Source organism: Streptomyces sp. NPDC088261, from assembly GCF_044740805.1.
Taxonomy (GTDB): Bacteria; Actinomycetota; Actinomycetes; order Streptomycetales; family Streptomycetaceae; genus Streptomyces.
Genome location: NZ_JBIURL010000002.1, coordinates 359,066 through 376,656, shown reverse-complemented (window position 1 = coordinate 376,656; position 17,591 = coordinate 359,066). Strand labels below are relative to the sequence as shown.

16 protein-coding genes and 1 pseudogene are annotated in these 17,591 nt (G+C 72.5%); 8 read left to right on the top strand and 9 right to left on the bottom strand.

Annotation, left to right across the window (positions count from 1 at the left end):
- The first annotated feature begins 123 nt into the window (after window positions 1-123).
- Window positions 124-504, top strand: coding sequence for a thioredoxin (gene trxA, locus ACIODU_RS05675; protein WP_356418836.1), 381 nt, complete (start codon window positions 124-126; stop codon window positions 502-504).
- Between the two features lie 86 nt (window positions 505-590).
- Here the strand turns inward: trxA and ACIODU_RS05670 are convergent, their stop codons facing one another.
- The 5 genes from ACIODU_RS05670 to ACIODU_RS05650 all read right to left on the bottom strand — a co-directional run bounded on the left by ACIODU_RS05670 (window position 591) and on the right by ACIODU_RS05650 (window position 5,869).
- The gene (locus tag ACIODU_RS05670) at window positions 591-854 is read right to left on the bottom strand and encodes a hypothetical protein (protein ID WP_161309596.1); all 264 of its coding nucleotides are present in this window, start codon (window positions 852-854) and stop codon (window positions 591-593) included.
- 10 nt (window positions 855-864) lie between these two features.
- A complete protein-coding gene (locus tag ACIODU_RS05665; RefSeq protein WP_356418840.1) occupies window positions 865-1,875 on the bottom strand; it encodes a LacI family DNA-binding transcriptional regulator in 1,011 nt (336 codons plus the stop codon).
- Window positions 1,876-2,008: 133 nt separating this feature from the next.
- Window positions 2,009-3,430, bottom strand: a complete 1,422-nt coding sequence (locus ACIODU_RS05660) for a DUF2252 domain-containing protein (protein WP_401764248.1) — start codon at window positions 3,428-3,430, stop codon at window positions 2,009-2,011.
- A 103-nt stretch (window positions 3,431-3,533) separates the two neighbouring features.
- Entirely contained in the window at window positions 3,534-4,436 is a 903-nt protein-coding gene (locus ACIODU_RS05655) for an endo alpha-1,4 polygalactosaminidase (protein ID WP_401764245.1), read from the bottom strand.
- 2 nt (window positions 4,437-4,438) lie between these two features.
- A complete protein-coding gene (locus tag ACIODU_RS05650) occupies window positions 4,439-5,869 on the bottom strand; it encodes a WGR domain-containing protein (protein WP_401764243.1) in 1,431 nt (476 codons plus the stop codon).
- A gap of 131 nt (window positions 5,870-6,000) precedes the next feature.
- On the opposite strand from ACIODU_RS05650, the gene ACIODU_RS05645 reads away from it, so the two are divergent.
- Window positions 6,001-6,468: a type II toxin-antitoxin system PemK/MazF family toxin gene (locus ACIODU_RS05645; protein WP_401764240.1), complete on the top strand. Its 468-nt coding sequence runs from the start codon at window positions 6,001-6,003 to the stop codon at window positions 6,466-6,468.
- 2 nt (window positions 6,469-6,470) lie between these two features.
- Here the strand turns inward: ACIODU_RS05645 and ACIODU_RS05640 are convergent.
- A pseudogene (locus ACIODU_RS05640) lies at window positions 6,471-6,785 on the bottom strand (TIGR02452 family protein); the annotation flags it as partial.
- A 173-nt stretch (window positions 6,786-6,958) separates the two neighbouring features.
- Here ACIODU_RS05640 and egtA point away from each other — a divergent pair.
- The 4 genes from egtA to egtD are packed head-to-tail and all read left to right on the top strand — an operon-like array spanning window position 6,959 to window position 11,251.
- Window positions 6,959-8,233: an ergothioneine biosynthesis glutamate--cysteine ligase EgtA gene (gene egtA / locus ACIODU_RS05635; protein WP_401764237.1), complete on the top strand. Its 1,275-nt coding sequence runs from the start codon at window positions 6,959-6,961 to the stop codon at window positions 8,231-8,233.
- The gene (egtB, locus tag ACIODU_RS05630; protein WP_401764235.1) at window positions 8,230-9,537 is read left to right on the top strand and encodes an ergothioneine biosynthesis protein EgtB; all 1,308 of its coding nucleotides are present in this window, start codon (window positions 8,230-8,232) and stop codon (window positions 9,535-9,537) included. The genes egtA and egtB overlap by 4 nt, the downstream gene beginning before the upstream one ends.
- Complete coding sequence (egtC, locus tag ACIODU_RS05625; protein WP_401764232.1) at window positions 9,537-10,292, top strand: ergothioneine biosynthesis protein EgtC; 756 nt, start codon at window positions 9,537-9,539, stop codon at window positions 10,290-10,292. The genes egtB and egtC overlap by 1 nt, the downstream gene beginning before the upstream one ends.
- The gene (gene egtD, locus ACIODU_RS05620) at window positions 10,289-11,251 is read left to right on the top strand and encodes an L-histidine N(alpha)-methyltransferase (RefSeq protein WP_401764229.1); all 963 of its coding nucleotides are present in this window, start codon (window positions 10,289-10,291) and stop codon (window positions 11,249-11,251) included. The genes egtC and egtD overlap by 4 nt, the downstream gene beginning before the upstream one ends.
- Here the strand turns inward: egtD and ACIODU_RS05615 are convergent.
- The 3 genes from ACIODU_RS05615 to ACIODU_RS05605 form a co-directional block, all read right to left on the bottom strand.
- Window positions 11,146-12,126 carry a lysophospholipid acyltransferase family protein gene (locus ACIODU_RS05615; RefSeq protein ID WP_401764226.1) on the bottom strand — a complete coding sequence of 327 codons (981 nt, stop codon included), beginning with the start codon at window positions 12,124-12,126 and terminating at the stop codon, window positions 11,146-11,148. The two genes, egtD and ACIODU_RS05615, sit on opposite strands and share 106 nt — an antisense overlap.
- Window positions 12,123-13,022, bottom strand: a complete 900-nt coding sequence (locus tag ACIODU_RS05610) for a GNAT family N-acetyltransferase (protein WP_401764224.1) — start codon at window positions 13,020-13,022, stop codon at window positions 12,123-12,125. The genes ACIODU_RS05615 and ACIODU_RS05610 overlap by 4 nt, the downstream gene beginning before the upstream one ends.
- A gap of 244 nt (window positions 13,023-13,266) precedes the next feature.
- Complete coding sequence (locus ACIODU_RS05605; RefSeq protein WP_401764221.1) at window positions 13,267-14,517, bottom strand: extracellular solute-binding protein; 1,251 nt, start codon at window positions 14,515-14,517, stop codon at window positions 13,267-13,269.
- Between the two features lie 279 nt (window positions 14,518-14,796).
- On the opposite strand from ACIODU_RS05605, the gene ACIODU_RS05600 reads away from it, so the two are divergent.
- Both ACIODU_RS05600 and ACIODU_RS05595 read left to right on the top strand, forming a co-directional pair.
- Entirely contained in the window at window positions 14,797-16,575 is a 1,779-nt protein-coding gene (locus tag ACIODU_RS05600) for a response regulator (RefSeq protein WP_401764218.1), read from the top strand.
- A 150-nt stretch (window positions 16,576-16,725) separates the two neighbouring features.
- Window positions 16,726-17,586: a class II fructose-bisphosphate aldolase gene (locus tag ACIODU_RS05595; protein WP_356418878.1), complete on the top strand. Its 861-nt coding sequence runs from the start codon at window positions 16,726-16,728 to the stop codon at window positions 17,584-17,586.
- The last annotated feature ends 5 nt before the right edge of the window (window positions 17,587-17,591 follow it).

Genomic DNA, 17,591 nt, shown 5'->3' with positions numbered 1-17,591 from the left:
CCCTGACATGGCCACATGGTCGTGGGGAACGGTCGAGGAACGGACTGAGGAATGGAATACGGCGGTGCCACGCACCGTTCCATCTGGCGGCTTCCCCCGGAGAGCAGGAAGAGGTATCAGGTCATGGCCACTGTGGAACTCACCAAGGAGAACTTCGACCGGACCGTGTCGGAGAACGACTTCATCCTCATCGACTTCTGGGCCTCCTGGTGCGCCCCGTGCCGCCAGTTCGGGCCGGTGTACGAGAAGGCGTCGGAGCGTCACGGAGATCTGGTCTTCGCCAAGGTCGACACGGAGGCGCAGCAGGAGCTGGCCGCCGCGTTCGACATTCGTTCGATTCCGACGCTGATGATCGTCCGCGAGAACGTCGCGGTGTTCGCGCAGCCGGGCGCGTTGCCCGAGACGGCCCTGGAGGACGTGATCGGCCAGGCCCGCGCGCTGGACATGGACGAGGTGCGCAAGTCGGTGGCCGAGGCGGACGCGAAGGGCGCCGAAGGCGCCTGATCGGCGGTGCCGGGCCGGATGCGGATCCGGGTGAGAGGGGACGGGCGGCGCCCGTCCCCTCTCGTATGCCCAGGAGGGCGTCCGTCCTAGACCGCGTCGACCACCAGGGCCGACAGGCCGTAGTCCAGCTCCTCGCCGTCCACGAGCAAGGCCTCCACCGTCCGCGTCTCCGCGTCGATGTCGGCCTCCATGCCCTCGCCCGCGTACCGCGGGTATCCCGAGGCGCCCAGGTCGCCCGTCGCCTCCACCACCGCCGACCGCAGCGCGCTCGCCGGCTCCTGCGGGCCCTCGTGGCCCTCGGCGTACTCGGGGACCAGCAGGATCTCGAAGCGCTGCGGCACGATCGTCATGGGGGTGAGGCTAGCTGGATTCGCGGGGTACGGCCCGGGCCCCCATCAGATCGTGACGTTCCGGTTCACCGCCGGGGTCGCGGACGACTCGGTCCACCAGTTCCGCCAGCCGCTGCCCGGTCACCAGATCCACCCGAACGGTCGAAAGGCGCGGCCGCAGCAGCCGGCCGAGCAGCAGATCGTCCGCCCCGATCACCGAGGTGTCCCCCGGGACGCCGATCCCCTCGTCCTGGAGCGCCCGCATCAGCAGCATCGCGTACTCGTCGTTGTACGCGTACACGCCGTCCAGGCCGAGCGAGCGCCACCGCGCGGCCAGGGCTGCCGCCGACTGTTCCGTGTACGCGAGCGGTACGGGCTCCACGTGCGCGCCGGACGCCGCTGCCGAGGCCCGGGCGCCCGCCAGTCGCGGCTGGGAGAACAGCCCGAGGCCCGGCTCCTCCGGCATCACGACGCCGATGCGGCGCCGGCCGCGCTCGATCAGGTGGGACACGGCCCCGCAGCCGATCTCCCGCTGGTCCATGACCAGCGCGTGCGCGCCGGCGACCCGCTGCGGCCCGAGGGTAATGACCGCCTTCGCGCCGGAGCGCTTGAGGACGTTCACGCCGTGCGGCGTCAGGGAGATCTCGCCGAGCGAGACGACCGCGACCGGCCGCAGCTCCGCCCAGGCGCGGGCGGCCCCGTCGCCGTCGAGCCCGAGGCTGCCGTACTGCACCACGGTGTAGTCGAGGCGGCGCAGCGCCCACTGGAGTTCGTTGAAGAACGTGCTGTAGAGCGGGCCGACGGGGGTGTGGGCGGAGGGCAGGAGCACCATCCGGGTGTGTCCGGAGCGCAGGCTGCGGGCGCCCGCGTGCGGCACGTAGCCCAGTTCGTCCGCGGCCTCGCGGACCTTGCGGCGGGTGGGTTCGCTGATCCGGACGGCCGCGGCGTTGTTCAGGACGTACGAGACGGTGGCCCGGGAGACTCCGGCCCGTCGCGCGACGTCGGTACTGGTCGGAACGGCGCGCTCGGGGGGCTGACTCATCGCTCTCGGCACCTTTCCAGGCGGGTTCGCGGCGTGATCCGGCGAAGTGCTCCTGGGTAGTACGCAATTCAAGAGAAGATGACTCAACGCCCGTTCGGTTCACTTTCCGGCGGGCCGGTCCGGGGCGCGTCGGTCAGGCCGGGTCCTCCGCCCGTACGCGGCCGGTCCGCACCGCCTCCACCAGGGCGCGGTGGTCGCTCTCGTTCTGGTCCGCGTAGCTCTCGGCGAACCCGGTCAGGGCGCGGTCGAACGTGTCGCCCCCGCCGAGGTACGCCGCGACGGCGATCCGGTCCCCGGACCGGGCGTGCGCGCGGGCCAGGGTCGCGCCGCAGAGTTCGCCGAAGGCGCGCATGCCGCCCGGCACCATGATCTGCGGCACGACGATGCCCTTCCAGTCGTGCAACTGCCGTACGTAGAAGTCGCGTCGCTCGCCGTCCAGGCCCACGACCCGGTCCCAGCCGAGGAAGATGTCACCGACGGCCTGCATGAGCCGCTGGCCCGCGACGACCCGTTGCCCTTCGTTGTCGTACACGCTCGCGCCGACGTGCTCGGCGAGCACCGACGCGTCGGCCTGCTTGGCCTGGAGGATCAGCGGGTCCTCGCCGTCCCTGCCGAGGAGCAGGATGATCCAGCAGCGGGTCCCCACGCTGCCCACCCCGACGACCTTCCTCGCCATGTCCACCACGCGGTACTGCCGCAGCAGGTGCGCCCGGTCCGTGGACAGCGACTCGCCGTACCGGGCGACCAGTTCGCGCAACTGCCGCTCGACCTCGTCGCGTTCGGCGCCGGGCAGCATGTTCTCGATGGGGACGACGAGGGGCGGGTCGTACACGAACCGGCGCTCCCCCCGGACCACCTGGGTGAGCTTTTCGAACGCCTGGAGGTTGTCCTTGGTCCGCGCCTTGGACAGGGCCTTGGTGAGCCGCCCGCGTCCCCGCTTGTCGAGTCTGCGGTCCGCCAGCGCCTTGATCTGGTCCGCGTCGGCCCGGGCGTACCACACGTCGAGGTTGCCCTGGCCGGCGAAGAGCCGGGTCCTCTCGCGGTACGAGCGGACCGTGGCGCGCACGATGTCCTCCCGGACCTGTGGGGCGTAGCCGTTCTCGCGGCCGGCGATCACCAGGCTGGTGACGAGCCGTTTGACGTCCCACTCCCAGGGGCCGGGCAGCGTCTCGTCGAAGTCGTTGATGTCGAAGACCAGTTGCCGCTCGGGAGAGGCGAGCAGCCGGAAGTTCAGCAGGTGCGCGTCCCCGCACAGCTGGGCGGTGAACCCGGAGCGGGGGGTGCCGGCCAGGTCCCCGGCCATGACGGCGGCCGCGCCCCGGTAGAAGCGGAACGGCGACTCCGTCATCCGGCCGTACCGGATCGGTACGAGCTCGGGCACCCGGGACGCCGACTGCTCCTCGATCACGTGCACGGGGTCCCGCCGCGCCGGGGGCGCCTCGTAGACCCCGTGGCTCGACCGGGGCGTCCGCTTGCGGGCCGCCCGGCCCAGGTCCGCGCGCTCGCGCGGCGACAGGTGGGCGGTGCCGTTCGGGGTCCCGCTGCCCTCGGCCATGGGCACACTCCCGTTTCTGTCCGGTCCATCCGGTCCGTCCGGTCCGTCCGGCTGTGACCTCTCATTCTCCGGACGCGGGTACGGACCGCATCTCGGCCGGGACTCACGCGTGACAGCGCGCGACCACGTGCCCGGGCCTCCCCGCCGGTTCCAGGTCGCGGTCCCGGAGCAGGACCGACAGCCGCTTCCCCCACTGCCGGCAGGCCCGTACGAAGTCCTCCTTCCGGTACTCGACCACCAGCACCACGTCGTCGTAGGCCCGCGCGTACGCGTCGCACTCGTCGTAGCGCGCGCACTCCTCGGCGACGGCGAAGTCGAAGCCGATCCTGTCGCGGGACCTGGTCATCTCGGCCGCGTTCTTCTGCCCGAGGGCCAGGCCCGCGCGATGGGCCCGGGCGGCGAGCCGCCGGGCGAAGGCGATCGCCTGGCCGCGTCGTATGAGCCCGTCGGAGCGCAGGTACGAGTCCAGGTTGTCCGCCTCCACGGCGTCGAACCCCCGGTCGGCGCAGCCGTCGATCCAGCCGCCCACGATCCCGGCCAGCCGCGCGCGCCGGTCGGCGGTCCTGACGTCCAGCAGCGGCTCGTCCCACTCCTCGTCCACCACGAGCGCGTGGGCCGCGTCGCGGAGCAGCAGGTCCGGATGGTGCTCGCGCCACCACCCCACGGCGTCGGGCTGGGCCTGGAAGGCGTTGACGTAGCAGATGGAGTACGCGCCGGGGGCGGGCGCGGCCGTACGGTCCCGTACTACCGTGGAGACCCCGGCGGGCAGGTCGTAGGGACCGCCGAGCTGGTAGTCGAACGGATGCCCCGCGCGGGGCGGGCGCACCCCGGGACCGGCGCGGGAGGTCTCGTCCGCGCCCACGCCCGCACCCTCGCCGGAACCGCCGCCGCACCCGGTGAGCAGCAGCGCGAGACAGAGCAGGGCCGCGCGGAGCGAGGTGAGGAGAGCCGTGGAGCCGGGCGGCCAGGCCCGCCCCCGGGAGACGTACGGAACGTGGACGTACACCGTCAGACCAGCCTCCTGATCTCACCGCGCACCCGGTAGAAGCCGGACGACGCCGGGTGCAGCGCGTCGACCACGTACCGCGTGCCCGCCTGGCGCATCCCGCGCGGGAACTGGACGTTCCACGACGGTTCGAAACCGTCCGAGACGACGTGGACCCGCAGCCGGGACCCGTCCTGGACGCACTCCACGACCACCCCGCCGGCCGGCGGCGAGGTGACGGTCGCGATCGTGGCCGCCGGGGTGTACGTGGGCAGCGCCGCCGCCGACTTGATGTCCGCCGCGACCGGGACCGTACCCTGCTGGGCGGCCTCGACGGCGGCGGGGCTCGCGTCCACGCACACCAGCGAGCCGTCCGTGGTGACCATGTACAGCTTGTCGTCGAAGAACTGCATGGACAGCGCCGAGCCGCCGCCCGTCCCGAGCTTCCACAGCCGGGTGCCGTCCGCGTCGAAGCAGTACACCGACGACGAGCTGTCGCCCGCGAAGACGAACCGGCCGCCGGGCGCGGTCGCGCACGCGTACACGGCGGTGTCGCAGCGGAAGGTCGCCTCCACCACACCCGTGGCCTTGGAGAGCCGCTGCACGACGTTCTTCGCCGTGCCCGCGTACACCGACGCGTCCTCCTGCCAGCCGAACAGCACCTGACCCGGCGTCGGTGTGTGCCACAACTCGCCCGAGCCGTCCGGCGCGTAGGCCGTCACGCCCTTGTGGTGCCCGTGGTAGACGGCCCGTTCGTCGGCGCGGACCATCCAGCCGTGGCCACCCGTGGACTTGCGCGCCCACTGGTACTCGTCCTCGTGGTCGATGACCGTCAGGCCGCCGGCGCCGTCGGAGACGTTCAGCACCCCCTCGTGGATGTCCAGCCAGAAGATGTCCACGTCCGCCGCGATGTCGTACGCCGCGAACGGGAGCTTCGAGGAGAGGTCGTAGACCTTGCCGTCGTCACATCCCGCGTAGATCCAGAAGTCGTCCGCCACCAGGCACTTGACGCCGTCGGGCAGCTTGTAGCGCGCCAGGACCTCACCGCCGTGGCTGACCGTGTAGACGTCACCGGACTGGTTCCCCACCCAGCAGCGGTCCTCGTCCACATGGATCCCGAAGGCCGCCGCGCCGGTCCTGAACCGCCACAGCACGGGCGCCACGGACCGGGCCGTGGAGGGCGCCGAGGTGACCTGGCGGCGCGTCACCGACCGCGCGGCGCGCTGCCCCTGGACCGCCGGCGCGTATCCCTTGCGGACCTTCTCGCCTATCTTCTTGGCCGCCGCGGCCTGTGCCTTCGCCTCGGTGGGGAAGGAGGAGGTCTGCACCTGCCCGCTCGCGCCGATGCGTCCGTACCGCACCGACACGACCGTCCCGTCCACGGTCACCTCGTAGAACTTGTGCGCTCCTTCGCCGTCCTGCGACAGCTCCAGATACGTGGTGGTACGAGACATGGCGGTTCCCTCCCCGAAATGGACCCCGGCGCTCCGTACGCACCGTGTCCGACAGGGAGAACGCTACGAGACGCCACTGACAACGCGCCCCGCGCACCGGGCTCCCGGCGGCACGTTCTAACGTCATCCGGATGACGACCTCTTCGCACTCCCGTGCCCCCGAGCCCGACCGTGACTTCCCCGGCCGCACCGGCCCTTCCGCCACCACCGAGGCCGATCCCCGTCACGTGGGCGAGGTCCGCACCTCGTACGCCCCGGAACACGACGGCGACCCCGACCCGGGCGAGATCGTCTGGACCTGGGTGCCGTTCGAGGAGAACGACGGCCGGGGCAAGGACCGCCCGGTCCTGGTGGTCGCCCGTGAGGCGGCCGGCACGCTGCTCGCCGTCCAGCTCTCCAGCAAGGGGCACGACGGCGACCGGGACTGGGTGCCGATCGGGGTGGGCCCGTGGGACCGCGCGGGCCGTGAGTCGTGGGTGGCGGTCGACCGGGTGATCCGCGTCCACGAGAAGGGGATGCGCCGGGAGGCGTGCGCCCTGGACCGCCAGCGCTTCGGCCTGGTCGTCCACGCGCTGCGGCTGCGGTACGGCTGGAACTGAGCCGGGGCGGCCGGGAAGCGCCCCCGGTCGTCGCGGAGGACCGGCACCCCGGGTGAGTGAATCACCCGGTCGGTGGAGATACCCGCCTCCGGGGTTCCGGGCAGAGGAGAAGTCCAGCACCGCGACCGCGCCGGCACCCGACCGGGTGAACCGCCGAGCGGCTCGGGGCCGTACATTTCCGTACCGGCCAGTACCGCGTCGAGCGCGGAGCGTATCCGCACGTCAGGGCCGTCTTCCGCCGGGTAACCGCCCGCTTGGACGACGTCCTCCGTCTCCTTGGCGATCCTCCTTGGCGATCCCCGCGGCCGTGCGCCCATGCGCGGCATCGTGCGTGAAGGATCACGGACGGGGCAACCGAATTTCTGACGAAATGATGACCCCTGGGGCACTCTTGTGCGAAGCGGCGGGAGTGGCTTTAGGTTGGACCGGAGTGCTCCGCCCCGAACCCGGGGCGGAGTCCGGTCAAGATCTTCGACAGGAGGATCCGACCATGCCAACCGACTGTTCGACCGACGACGGGCAAGCCCTCGGCGAGACAGAGGCCGAAGACCTGTTGCGCGGTATCTGCTTCAAGACGGGCCCGCCCCGGAAGGTGGGGGTGGAGCTCGAATGGCTTGTCCACGACCTGCGTGACCCTGCACGACCTGTGCCCACCGGCCGCCTCGGAGCGGCCTTCCGGAGCCTGCGGGAGCTGCCTCTGGAGTCGGCACTGACCTTCGAACCCGGCGGCCAGCTGGAACTCAGCTCGCGGCCCGCCTCCTCCCTGATGGAGTGCGTCGCCTCCGCGTCCGCGGACCTCGACGCCGTACGCCCCGTACTCCGGAGGGCGGGACTGGCCCTCGCCGGATACGGACAGGACCCCTGGCGCTCACCGGACAGGTTCCTGCGCGAGCCGCGGTACGACGCCATGGAGACGTATCTCGACCGGATCGGCACGGCCGGCCGGGCGATGATGCGGACCACGGCCTCCGTCCAGGTGTGCCTGGACGCGGGGTACGAGGAGCCGGGGCCGCTCGGGTACGGGCGCCGCTGGCAGCTGGCCCATCTGCTGGGGGCCGTCCTGGTGGCCGCCTTCGCCCACTCACCGATGCGGGACGGGCGCGAGACGGGCTGGCGCTCCACCCGGCAGGCGATGTGGACGCGGCTCGACCCGGCCCGTACCACCGCGCCGCCCCCCGGCCGCGAACCGCGCGCGGCCTGGGCCGCGCACGCCCTGGACGCGCCCGTGATGTGCGTCCGCGCGGAAGAAGGGCCCTGGCACGTGCCCGACGGGCTCACGTTCCGTGAGTGGATCCGCTCGGGGCTGCCGCGTCCGCCGGTCCGGGCGGACCTCGACTACCACCTGAGCACCCTGTTCCCGCCCGCGCGGCCGCGCGGTCACCTGGAGCTGCGCATGATCGACGCGCAGCCCGGTGAGGACGGCTGGATCGTGCCGCTCGCGGTGACCACCGCGCTGTTCGACGACCCGGAGGCCGCGGAGACCGTCTACCGCACGGTCAAGCCGCTCGCCGAGACCGCGGGCGCGCTGCCCGCGCCGGGCAATCTCCTGTGGGTCAACGCCGCGCGGTACGGCCTGGGCGACCCCGAACTCCACCTGGCCGCGATCTCCTGTTTCGCGACCGCTCTCGAAGCACTTCCGCGCGTCGGTGCCACACCGGCCGTGCGGGCGGCCGTCGCCGCGTTCAACGACCGCTACGTCCTGCCGGGCCGCTGTCCCGCCGACGATGTGCGCGCACCCGTCACCGGGAAGGAACTCCTCACATGACCGTCGACACCTCCTCCGAAGAGCTGCGGCGCCGCGCCGTCGACACCCTGACGAGGGCCCGGGACCGTACGACCCTGCTGACCTCTTCCGTGGAGGACAACGACCTCACCGCACAGCACTCGCCCCTGATGTCGCCCCTGGTGTGGGATCTCGCCCACATAGGCAACCAGGAGGAGCAGTGGCTGCTGCGTACCGTCGGCGGCCGGGACGCGATACGCCCCGACATCGACTCCATCTACGACGCCTTCGAGCACCCGCGCTCCGAACGGCCCACCCTGCCGCTGCTCGCGCCCGCGGAGGCGCGCGCGTACGCGGCCGACGTGCGTAATCGGGTGATCGACGTCATCGAGCGCACCCCGCTGCACGGCGCCCCGCTGCTCGACGCGGGCTTCGCCTTCGGGATGATCGCGCAGCACGAGCAGCAGCACGACGAGACCATGCTCATCACCCACCAGCTGCGCCGGGGCCCGGCCGCGCTGACCGCCCCCCGGCCGCCCGCCGGGGACACCACGGGTCTGCCCGCCGAGATCCTGGTGCCGGCCGGCCGCTTCACCATGGGCACCACCGCCGAGCCGTGGGCCCTCGACAACGAACGGCCCGCGCACCAGCGCCTGGTGCCCGCGTTCTTCATCGACACGGTGCCGGTGACGAACGGCGCGTACCTCCACTTCATCGAGGACGGCGGCTACTCCCAGGAGCGGTGGTGGGCCCCCGAGGGCTGGGCGCAGATCCGGCAGCACGGGATCACGGCGCCGCTGTTCTGGCGGCAGGAGGGTGGCCAGTGGCTGCGCCGCCGTTTCGGTGTGACGGAGGCCGTTCCCGCCGACGAGCCGGTGCTGCACGTGAGCTGGTACGAGGCCGACGCGTACGCCCGCTGGGCGGGGCGGCGGCTGCCCAGCGAGGAGGAGTGGGAGAAGGCGGCCCGGCACGACCCGGCGACCGGGCGGGCCCTGCGCTACCCGTGGGGCGACGGCGAACCCACCGCCGAGCACGCCAACCTGGGCCAGCACCACCTCCAGCCCGCCCCCGTGGGCAGCTACCCGAAGGGCGCGTCCCCGCTGGGTGTCCAGCAGCTGATCGGGGACGTGTGGGAGTGGACGGCGAGCGACTTCCTGCCGTACCCGGGCTTCGTGCCGTTCCCGTACCGCGAGTACTCCGAAGTGTTCTTCGGCAGTGAGCACAAGGTGCTGCGCGGCGGTTCGTTCGCCGTGGACGCGGTGGCCTGCCGGGGGACGTTCCGCAACTGGGACCTGCCGGTGCGCCGGCAGATCTTCTCGGGATTCCGTACGGCCAGGGACGTCTGATGTGCCGTCATATCGCCTACCTGGGACCGCCGGTGGCGCTCGGCGAGCTGCTGATCGCGCCGTCGCACGCGCTGTACCGGCAGTCGTGGGAGCCGCGCCGGCAACGCAACGGGACGGTCAACGCCGATGGTTTCGGGGTGGGTTGGTACGCCGAGGGTGACCCGGTCCCGGCGCGCTACCGGCGTGCCGGGCCCATCTGGTCGGACGTGGGCCTGACCGATCTGGCGCGGGTGGTGAGGACCGGCGCGCTGCTCGCGGCCGTCCGGGACGCCACCCTGCCGGGCGCGGACGGCGAGGCCGCCGCGGCGCCCTTCGCCGCGGACCGCTGGCTGTTCAGTCACAACGGCGCGGTCGGGGGGTGGCCCGCCACCGTGGCGGGCGTGGCCGGCACACTGCCCGCCGAGGAGCTGCTCTCGCTCCCGGCACACACCGACTCCGCACTGGTGTGGGCGCTGCTCCTGCACCGGCTGCGGACCGGGGACGAGATCGGCCAGGCCCTGGCCGACACCGTCCTCGACGTGGCGACGGCCGCTCCGGCGTCCCGGCTGAACCTGCTGGTGACGGACGGCGAACACGTGGCCGCGACGGCCTGGGGGGACTCGCTCTGGTTCCTGGCCGAACCGGGCCACCGCGTGGCGGTGGCCTCGGAGCCGTACGACGACGATCCGCGCTGGCGCGAGGTGCCCGACCGCACCCTGGTCGTGGCCACGCGCGCCGACGTGTCGCTCACCCCCCTCAAGGAGCCCCTCCCGTGAGCCCGTTCCTGCTGACCCGCACCCTGCCCGAGGACGCCACCGACGCCGCGCTGCGCGCCGACGTGCTGCAAGGACTGACCCGTACGCCCAAGGTGTTGCCGCCGAAGTGGTTCTACGACGCCAGGGGCAGCGACCTGTTCGAGGAGATCACCCGGCTCCCCGAGTACTACCCGACCCGGGCCGAGCGGGAGATCCTGGTCGACCGCTCGGCGGAGATCGCGGAGGTGACCGGCGCCCGTACCGTGATCGAGCTGGGGTCCGGGTCCTCCGTGAAGACCCGGCACCTGCTCGACGAGCTGCCGGACCCGCTGCACTACGTACCGGTCGACGTGAGCGAGAGCGCGCTGACCGGCGCGGCCGAGAGCCTGCTGGCCGCGCGGCCGGAGCTGCGGGTGCACGCGCTGATCGCCGACTTCACCGCCGGTCTCGCGCTGCCCGGCACGCCGGGCCCGCGGCTGGTCGTGTTCCTCGGCGGCACGGTCGGCAATCTGCTGCCCGCCGAGCGTGCCGCCTTCCTGTCGTCGGTCCGTTCGCTGCTGGAGCCCGGCGACGCGCTGCTGCTGGGAACGGACCTGGTGAAGGACGAGTCCGTGCTGGTCAGGGCCTACGACGACGCGTCGGGGGTGACGGCCGCGTTCAACAAGAACGTCCTGTCGGTGATGAACCGCGAGCTGGGCGCGGACTTCGATCCGGCCGACTTCGAGCATGTGGCGCTCTGGGACGAGGAGCACGAGTGGATCGAGATGCGGCTGCGGGCGCGCCGGGATCTCACGGTGAAGATCCCGGAGCTGGATCTGGTGGTGCAGTTCGACGCCGGTGAGGAGGTACGTACGGAGGTGTCGGCGAAGTTCCGTCAGGAGGGGGTCCGGGCGGAGCTGAGCGCGGCGGGGATGGAGCTGACGCAGTGGTGGACCGACAGCGGGGGACGGTTCGCGCTGTCGCTGGCGACGGCCCTCTGAGAGGCGGCAGCCCTCTGAGAATCACCGGCCGTCGTGCGCGCGGCAGGCGTGTCACCGATAGCGGTGTCACCGGCGGCCGTGTCACCGGCGACGGCCCGCTGGGCCGCCAGCGCGAGTGAGCGCCGGTCGGCGTGGCGACCGGCGGGGATCAGCGGCAGGACCGTGATCTCCGCCGTGAGCCCGCCGGCCCGCGCGACCCGCCACAGCGACGCGGGCAGCGAGTCGTCGCCGACGAACGCCGGAGCGCCCGACGAGGTCCCGGACGGCGTGCGATACGTGATCCGTACGGGCCGCACGGGCGCGCCCGCGTCCAGCGCGGACTGGAAGACGGCCCGGGTGAACCGCCCCTGGTCGCGCCCGCACCACGTACAGCCCTCGGGGAAGACGACCACCCGGGAGCCCTCGGTGAGGGCGGTGGCGAGGGTCCGTACGGTCTCGGGCAGGGCCCGCAGCCGCTCGCGCTCGACGAAGAGGGTGCCGCCGCGGGCGGCCATCCCGCCGAGCACCGGCCACTGCCGTATCTCGCTCTTGGCCAGCACCCGGCCGGGGAAGAGCGCGGCCAGGAGGGGGATGTCCAGCCAGGAGATGTGGTTGGACACGACCAGGACCCCGGCCCCGCGCGGCGGGAGGGGCGCGCCCACGACCCGGATCCGCAGGCCGAAGACGCGCAGGACGTTGCGGGCCCAGACGCGGGTGAGCCGGTCCCGTGCCCCGGCGCCGAGCAGCGCCACCGGGGTCGAGAGCAGGGCGCCGGCCAGGACGAAAAAGAGGCCCGCCCCCACCCGGACGGCCGCCACCGTGGCGGCGGCCACCGGACCGTGGTGGGTGCCGCACGCGCGCGGGGTGCAGGGTGCGGTGGGCAGCCAGACGCTCATGCCGCGGGGGCGAGCGAGAGGAAGTGCTTCAGGTACCGGGGGTTGGTGCGGCGCATCGACAGCAGGACGTAGAGGTCGGCGACGCCGAACTCCGGGTCGTGCGCGGGCGCGCCGCACACCCAGGCGCCGAGCCGCAGGTAGCCGCGGAGCAGCGGGGGCAGTTCGGCACGGGACGTGGCCGCCGCGGCGCTGTCCGGGGTCCAGAGGCGGTGGGGGGTGACCCGGTACTCCTCGGGCGAGAGGTGCCGCTCCCGGACCGTGGACCAGGTCGACGCGGCGAGCGCGCCGCCGTCGGCGAGGGGGACGGAGCAGCAGCCGGCGAGCCAGTTGTGGCCGCTGTCGGTCATGTAGCGGGCGAGTCCGGCCCAGATCAGGCCGATGACGGCGCCGGTACGGTGCCTCGGGTGGACGCAGGAGCGGCCGACCTCGACCAGGTCGTCGCGGATCGGGCCGAGGCGCCCGAGGTCGAACTCGCTGTCGGAGTAGAGGCGTCCGGCGGCCCTGGCGCGGTCGGGCGGCAGCAGGCGGTAGGTGCCGACGACCTCGCCGGTGTTCTCCTCGCGTACGAGGAGGTGGTCGCAGTACGCGTCGAAGGCGTCGCCGTCCAGGCCGGGCTCGGGGCCGTCGAGGCGGGCGCCCAGCTCGCCGGCGAAGACGAGGTGACGCAGGCGCTGCGCGGCCCGTACGTCGTTCTCGTCGCGGGCGAGGGTGACGACGTAGCGCGGGGCGGGGGCGGGGTCGGCGGGGAGGACCGGGGCCGGGGCCTGAGCGGGGGCCGGGGCGAGGGTCTGGACGGGGGCCTGGGTGGCGGTCTGCGCGGGCGCCTCGGCGGGGAGGTGAGGGGCGCGCGGGGAGGGGAGGGTGAGCGTGAGCGGGGCGGGGACGACGGCGGACATGGAAGTCTCCTGTGCCGGTAGGGAAGGCAGGTGCCGGGGTCCGCCGCTCGCGCGACGGCCCGGCACCTTGTTTCTTCCGTGACCGGCTGGATTTGACATGACCGCACGGCGGAGTGCGGATGTGGGACGGCTGAATGCCGGGAGTCCCCGCCCCGGATCCTCCGCCTGTCCCCGCCTGTCCCCCGCCTGTCCCTGTGTGTCCCCCGCCCGTCCTCCTGCCCGCCCCCGCCGCGCCGGAACGTCCTCAGTCGGAGTTGAGCGCGCGTGTGATGCCCTCCGAGGCCGCCTTCGCGGCCGCCTTGGGGTCCTGTCCTTCGAGGACGGCCGTCATGTAGGGCTTGATCGGGTTCTTGGCCTCCACGTTCGCCCACTGCGGCGAGTTGGGCGTGGCCCGGCCCTGCGCGGCGCCCGCCGCCATCGCCGCCGTGCTGGCGTCGCCCCGGATGACCCCGGCGAGGGTCGTCTTGTTGGGCACGTAGCTCATGGTCCGCGCCAGGTCCGTCTGCCACTTCGTACTGGCCAGCGCCTTCACGACGTCGGCGGCGGCCGAGTGGTGGTGGGAGTTCTTGGAGACGATCAGGTCGGAGCCGCCGGTGAAGACCGCGCCCGGCGCGTCGGCGGTCTTGCCCGGGATGGGGAAGAAGCCGAGCTTGCCCTTGAGTTCGGGGTTCTGCTCCTCGATGAGCCGCGCCGAGCTGGGGGTCGAGATGATCTGGGCGACATCGCCCTTGGCGAAGACGTCCGCCTGCGGGGGCTTGGCCTCGTCGGAGTTCTTCGGCCCGTTGCCCAGCGACTGGAGTTCCTTGTAGAAGGCCATGCCCCGGAGCGCGGCCGGGGTGTCGACGGTGCCCGTCCAGTCGCCGCCGCTCGCGACGGCGAGTTCGCCGCCCTCGTCCCAGATGAAGCCGGCGAGGGTGTACCAGTCCTGCCCGGCGAGGTAGATGCCCTGGGTGCCGCCCGCGTTCAGCTCCTCGGTGTCCTCGATCCACTGGTCGCGGGTCTTGGGAGGCTTGTCGATGCCCGCGAGGGCGAACAGCTCCTTGTTGTAGATCACGATGCGGTTGGCCGCGTACCAGGGGATCCCGAACTGGGCGCCGTTGATGCTGCCCGGCTGGGCGAGACCGGGCAGCCACTCCTCGCTGCCGAGGTCCCGTACCGCCTCCAGGGTGAGGTCGCGGAGGTTGCCGCTCTCCGCGTACTGGGCGACCTGGGTGTTGCCGACCTCGATGACGTCGGGGGCGTCGTCGCTGTCCAGCGCGGCCAGCACCTTGTCGCCGATCCCCGTCCATTCCTGGATCCTGACGTCCAGTTCGACGGACGCGTGCTCCTTCTCGTACGCGCTGACGAAGCGGTCGAGGAACTCGTCGGTGACGCTGTCCTTCATCAGCCACACGGTGACCGTGGTCGTGCCACTGCCACCGGGCATCAATCCGCAGCCTCCGAGCGCCGCGCAGGACACAAGCGCGACGGAGCTGACGAGACATCGGTTTTTCACGTAGGTCACCTTCTGGCGTGAGCGCGCGGAGAGGAGCCCGACGTGGGGGGAACGAGCGACCATCACTCGCACGGGTGTTTGGGATTTTGGTATGTACCAAAGGTGCGGTCAAGTCCTGTCCTTGGGGCGAAACAGGGGCGAACACCCCGTCCGTGACCGTTCCTTCCCCCTCCGTACCCCGCCCGTTCCCCGCCCTGACCTGCGCGGACACCGGCGTGGAGCCGCGCCTTCGACCCTCCGGAGATACGCTGAGAGGTATGGCGACCTCTCACCGGGCCCATGGGTGACACCCGCCCCGCGACGGGCGGCCGGGCCGGGCCGAACGCCCAGGTCGACGCCCTGAGCGGGGCGGTCGAGGACCTGGCGGGCCAGTTCGCCCTCCAGCCGCTCCTGCGCCGCATCCTGAGCCGGGCCGTGAGCCTGCTGGGCGCCGGCGCCGGGTCGATCAGCACGGTCGACGAGGAGGCGGGCACGTACCGCAAGGAAGCCGACCTGGGGGTGGCCTGCCAGGAGGGCGCGGTCTTCCCGCTCGGGGAGGGCGTCACGGGCGCGGTGGTGGCGCGCCGGGGGCCCCGGCTCTTCGAGCGGTACGGGGACGTGCCGGGCGGCCATGTGGGCGCCGGGGACCGGGACCGCCTGTACGCCACGGTCGGGGTGCCCATCGTGTGGCAGGGCGAGATCATCGGGGTCTGCGTCGTCTTCTCCACCGATCCCGAGACCCGCTTCGGCAAGGAGGACGTGGACCTCCTCGACGTCTTCGCCAAGCACGCGGCGATCGCGCTGGCCAACGCGCGCCTGCACCAGAAGTCCGAGGACCGGGCCCGCCGCCTGGCCGTCGGCGCCGAGCGGGAGCGGGTGGCCCGGGACGTCCACGACACGGTGGCCCGCGCGCTCGGCTCGATCCTGCTGCACATGGACGGACCCGCCCGGCCGGCCGCCGCGCGGGCCGCCGCCAGGGCCGCGCTGGCCGAGACCCGCAGGACCGTGCTCGGCCTCGGCCCCGCCCTGCTGGAGGACCGTCCGCTGGACGAGGCCGTCGGCGTCGAGCTGGGCTGGGTCCGCTCCACCGCCGGTGTCCGTACGGATCTGGTGGTTACCGGCGAGCGCCCGGCGCTGTCCCCCGAGGTCGCCGCGCACGCCCTGCGCCTGGTGCAGGAGGCGCTGACCAACGCCGTCACGCACGCCGGAGCCGCCCTGATCCGGGTGGGGGTGATGTACGGCGCGGACGACGTGGCCGTGGTGGTGGAGGACGACGGACGGGGTTTTGACCCGGGGGACACGGAGGTGCGGCGCAGCGGGCTCGGGCTGAGCGGCATCGTGGCGCGGGCGGACCAGCTCGGCGCGGACCTCCGCATCGAGTCCACCCCGGGCTGGGGGACCCGGATCCGGGCCAGGTTCCCCCGTACCCCGGCGGACGAGGACCGTCCGGCCGGGGCGATGACCCCCTGGCGGGTGCTGGTGGTCGACCGGCGCCCCGTCGTACGGGCCGGGCTGGTGCGGCTGCTGGACCGGGCGGGGCCCGAGATCCAGGTGGTGGGGGAGATCGCGGACGCCCGTGAGGTGGTGGACGCGGTACGGGTCCTCGAACCGGACGTCGTCCTGCTGGACCTGCGGATGCCGGGGCTCGACGGTGCCCGGCTGACGTCGTACGTACGCTCCGCCAGCCCCGGTACGGCGGTGCTGCTGATGACCGACGACCTGGGCGACCCGCTGCTCCCGGAGGCCGTGCGGGCCGGTGCGCGCGGGTGTGTGGGCTCGGACCTGGAGGGTGCCGGGCTGGTGCGGGCGGTGCTGGCCGCCGCCCACGGGGACGTCCTGCTCAGCCAGCGTGTCCTGCGGAGCATCACCGACCGTGACCGTCCCGTCCCGGATCCGCTCACCGACCGGGAGCGGGAGGTGCGGGCGCTGGTGGAGCGCGGGCTGCCGGACAAGCGGATCGCCACCGCGCTGGGCATCTCGGTGAAGACGGTCGAGAAGCACGTCGGCGCCGTCCTGCGGAAGACCGGGGCGCCGAACCGTACGGCGCTGGCGCACCGCGCGGCGTCCGACGGCGGCTGACAGGGGGACGGCGCGGACGCGGGGCGTGGGGGGATTCCCTACCCGGGGATGGGGGGATTCCCGGCCGACCCCGCGTCCTTCCGGGGCTAGCCTCGAAAAGGAAGAGGGAAACGCGGGGGTAAGCGGGGGAAATCGATCCCGGGAGTTCACGTGTCCGTCGTCCCGCTGACCGACATTCTGTCCGGCGCCTTCAAAGAGCGTTACGGCGTACCGGCCATCAATGTGTTCAACGACCTCACCCTGGAAGCCGTCCTCGCCGCGGCGGTGGAGAAATCCTCGCCCCTGATCGTGCAGACGTCCGTGAAGACGGTGAAATCGATCGGCAGTGACGTCCTGTACACAATGTGGACGTCCATGACGGCCGGGATCGAGGTGCCCGTCACCCTGCACCTGGACCACTGCCCGGAGCGCGAGGTCATCACCGAATGCCTGGACCGGGGGTGGAATTCGGTGCTGTTCGACGCCTCGCACCTCCCGGTCGAGGAGAACATGCGGCAGACGGTCGAGGTCGTCGCCGAAGCGCGGCAGCACGGCGCCCACGTCGAGGGCGAGATCGAGTCCATCACCGGCGTCGAGGACGGTATCGGCAGCGACAGCGCCGCCGCGCAACAGGATCTGGCCGTCGCGCTGGAATTCCTCGACACCACACATGTCGACGTCTTCGCCCCCGCGATCGGGAATGCCCACGGTTCGTACCGGAAAACACCGGTCCTGGATTTCCAGCGGGTCTCCGACCTGGTCGCCGCCCGCTCGATCCCCATCGCGCTCCACGGCGGCAGCGGCATGTCGGACGAACAGTTCCGCGATCTCATAGGCCGGGGCTGCGCGAAGGTCAACATCTCGACCGCCCTCAAGGAGACCTTCATGAAATCGTCCCTCGCCTTCCTGGAATCGGCCGAGGAAAAGCAGAAGTGGGATCCGCCGTCGTTGTTCCGGTCGGTACGGCAGGACGTCGTCGACCTGGCCGGTTCGCTGATGACGGTGTTCGGCAGCGCCGGCCGGGCGAGGTGAGTGCC

Coding starts and splice junctions, on each gene's coding strand:
- trxA (WP_356418836.1), top strand. CDS start 124: ATGGCCACTGTGGAACTCACCAAGGAGAACTTCGACCGGACCGTGTCG.
- ACIODU_RS05670 (WP_161309596.1), bottom strand. CDS start 854: ATGACGATCGTGCCGCAGCGCTTCGAGATCCTGCTGGTCCCCGAGTAC.
- ACIODU_RS05665 (WP_356418840.1), bottom strand. CDS start 1,875: ATGAGTCAGCCCCCCGAGCGCGCCGTTCCGACCAGTACCGACGTCGCG.
- ACIODU_RS05660 (WP_401764248.1), bottom strand. CDS start 3,430: ATGGCCGAGGGCAGCGGGACCCCGAACGGCACCGCCCACCTGTCGCCG.
- ACIODU_RS05650 (WP_401764243.1), bottom strand. CDS start 5,869: ATGTCTCGTACCACCACGTATCTGGAGCTGTCGCAGGACGGCGAAGGA.
- ACIODU_RS05645 (WP_401764240.1), top strand. CDS start 6,001: ATGACGACCTCTTCGCACTCCCGTGCCCCCGAGCCCGACCGTGACTTC.
- egtA (WP_401764237.1), top strand. CDS start 6,959: ATGCCAACCGACTGTTCGACCGACGACGGGCAAGCCCTCGGCGAGACA.
- egtB (WP_401764235.1), top strand. CDS start 8,230: ATGACCGTCGACACCTCCTCCGAAGAGCTGCGGCGCCGCGCCGTCGAC.
- egtC (WP_401764232.1), top strand. CDS start 9,537: ATGTGCCGTCATATCGCCTACCTGGGACCGCCGGTGGCGCTCGGCGAG.
- ACIODU_RS05615 (WP_401764226.1), bottom strand. CDS start 12,126: ATGAGCGTCTGGCTGCCCACCGCACCCTGCACCCCGCGCGCGTGCGGC.
- ACIODU_RS05610 (WP_401764224.1), bottom strand. CDS start 13,022: ATGTCCGCCGTCGTCCCCGCCCCGCTCACGCTCACCCTCCCCTCCCCG.
- ACIODU_RS05600 (WP_401764218.1), top strand. CDS start 14,797: ATGGGTGACACCCGCCCCGCGACGGGCGGCCGGGCCGGGCCGAACGCC.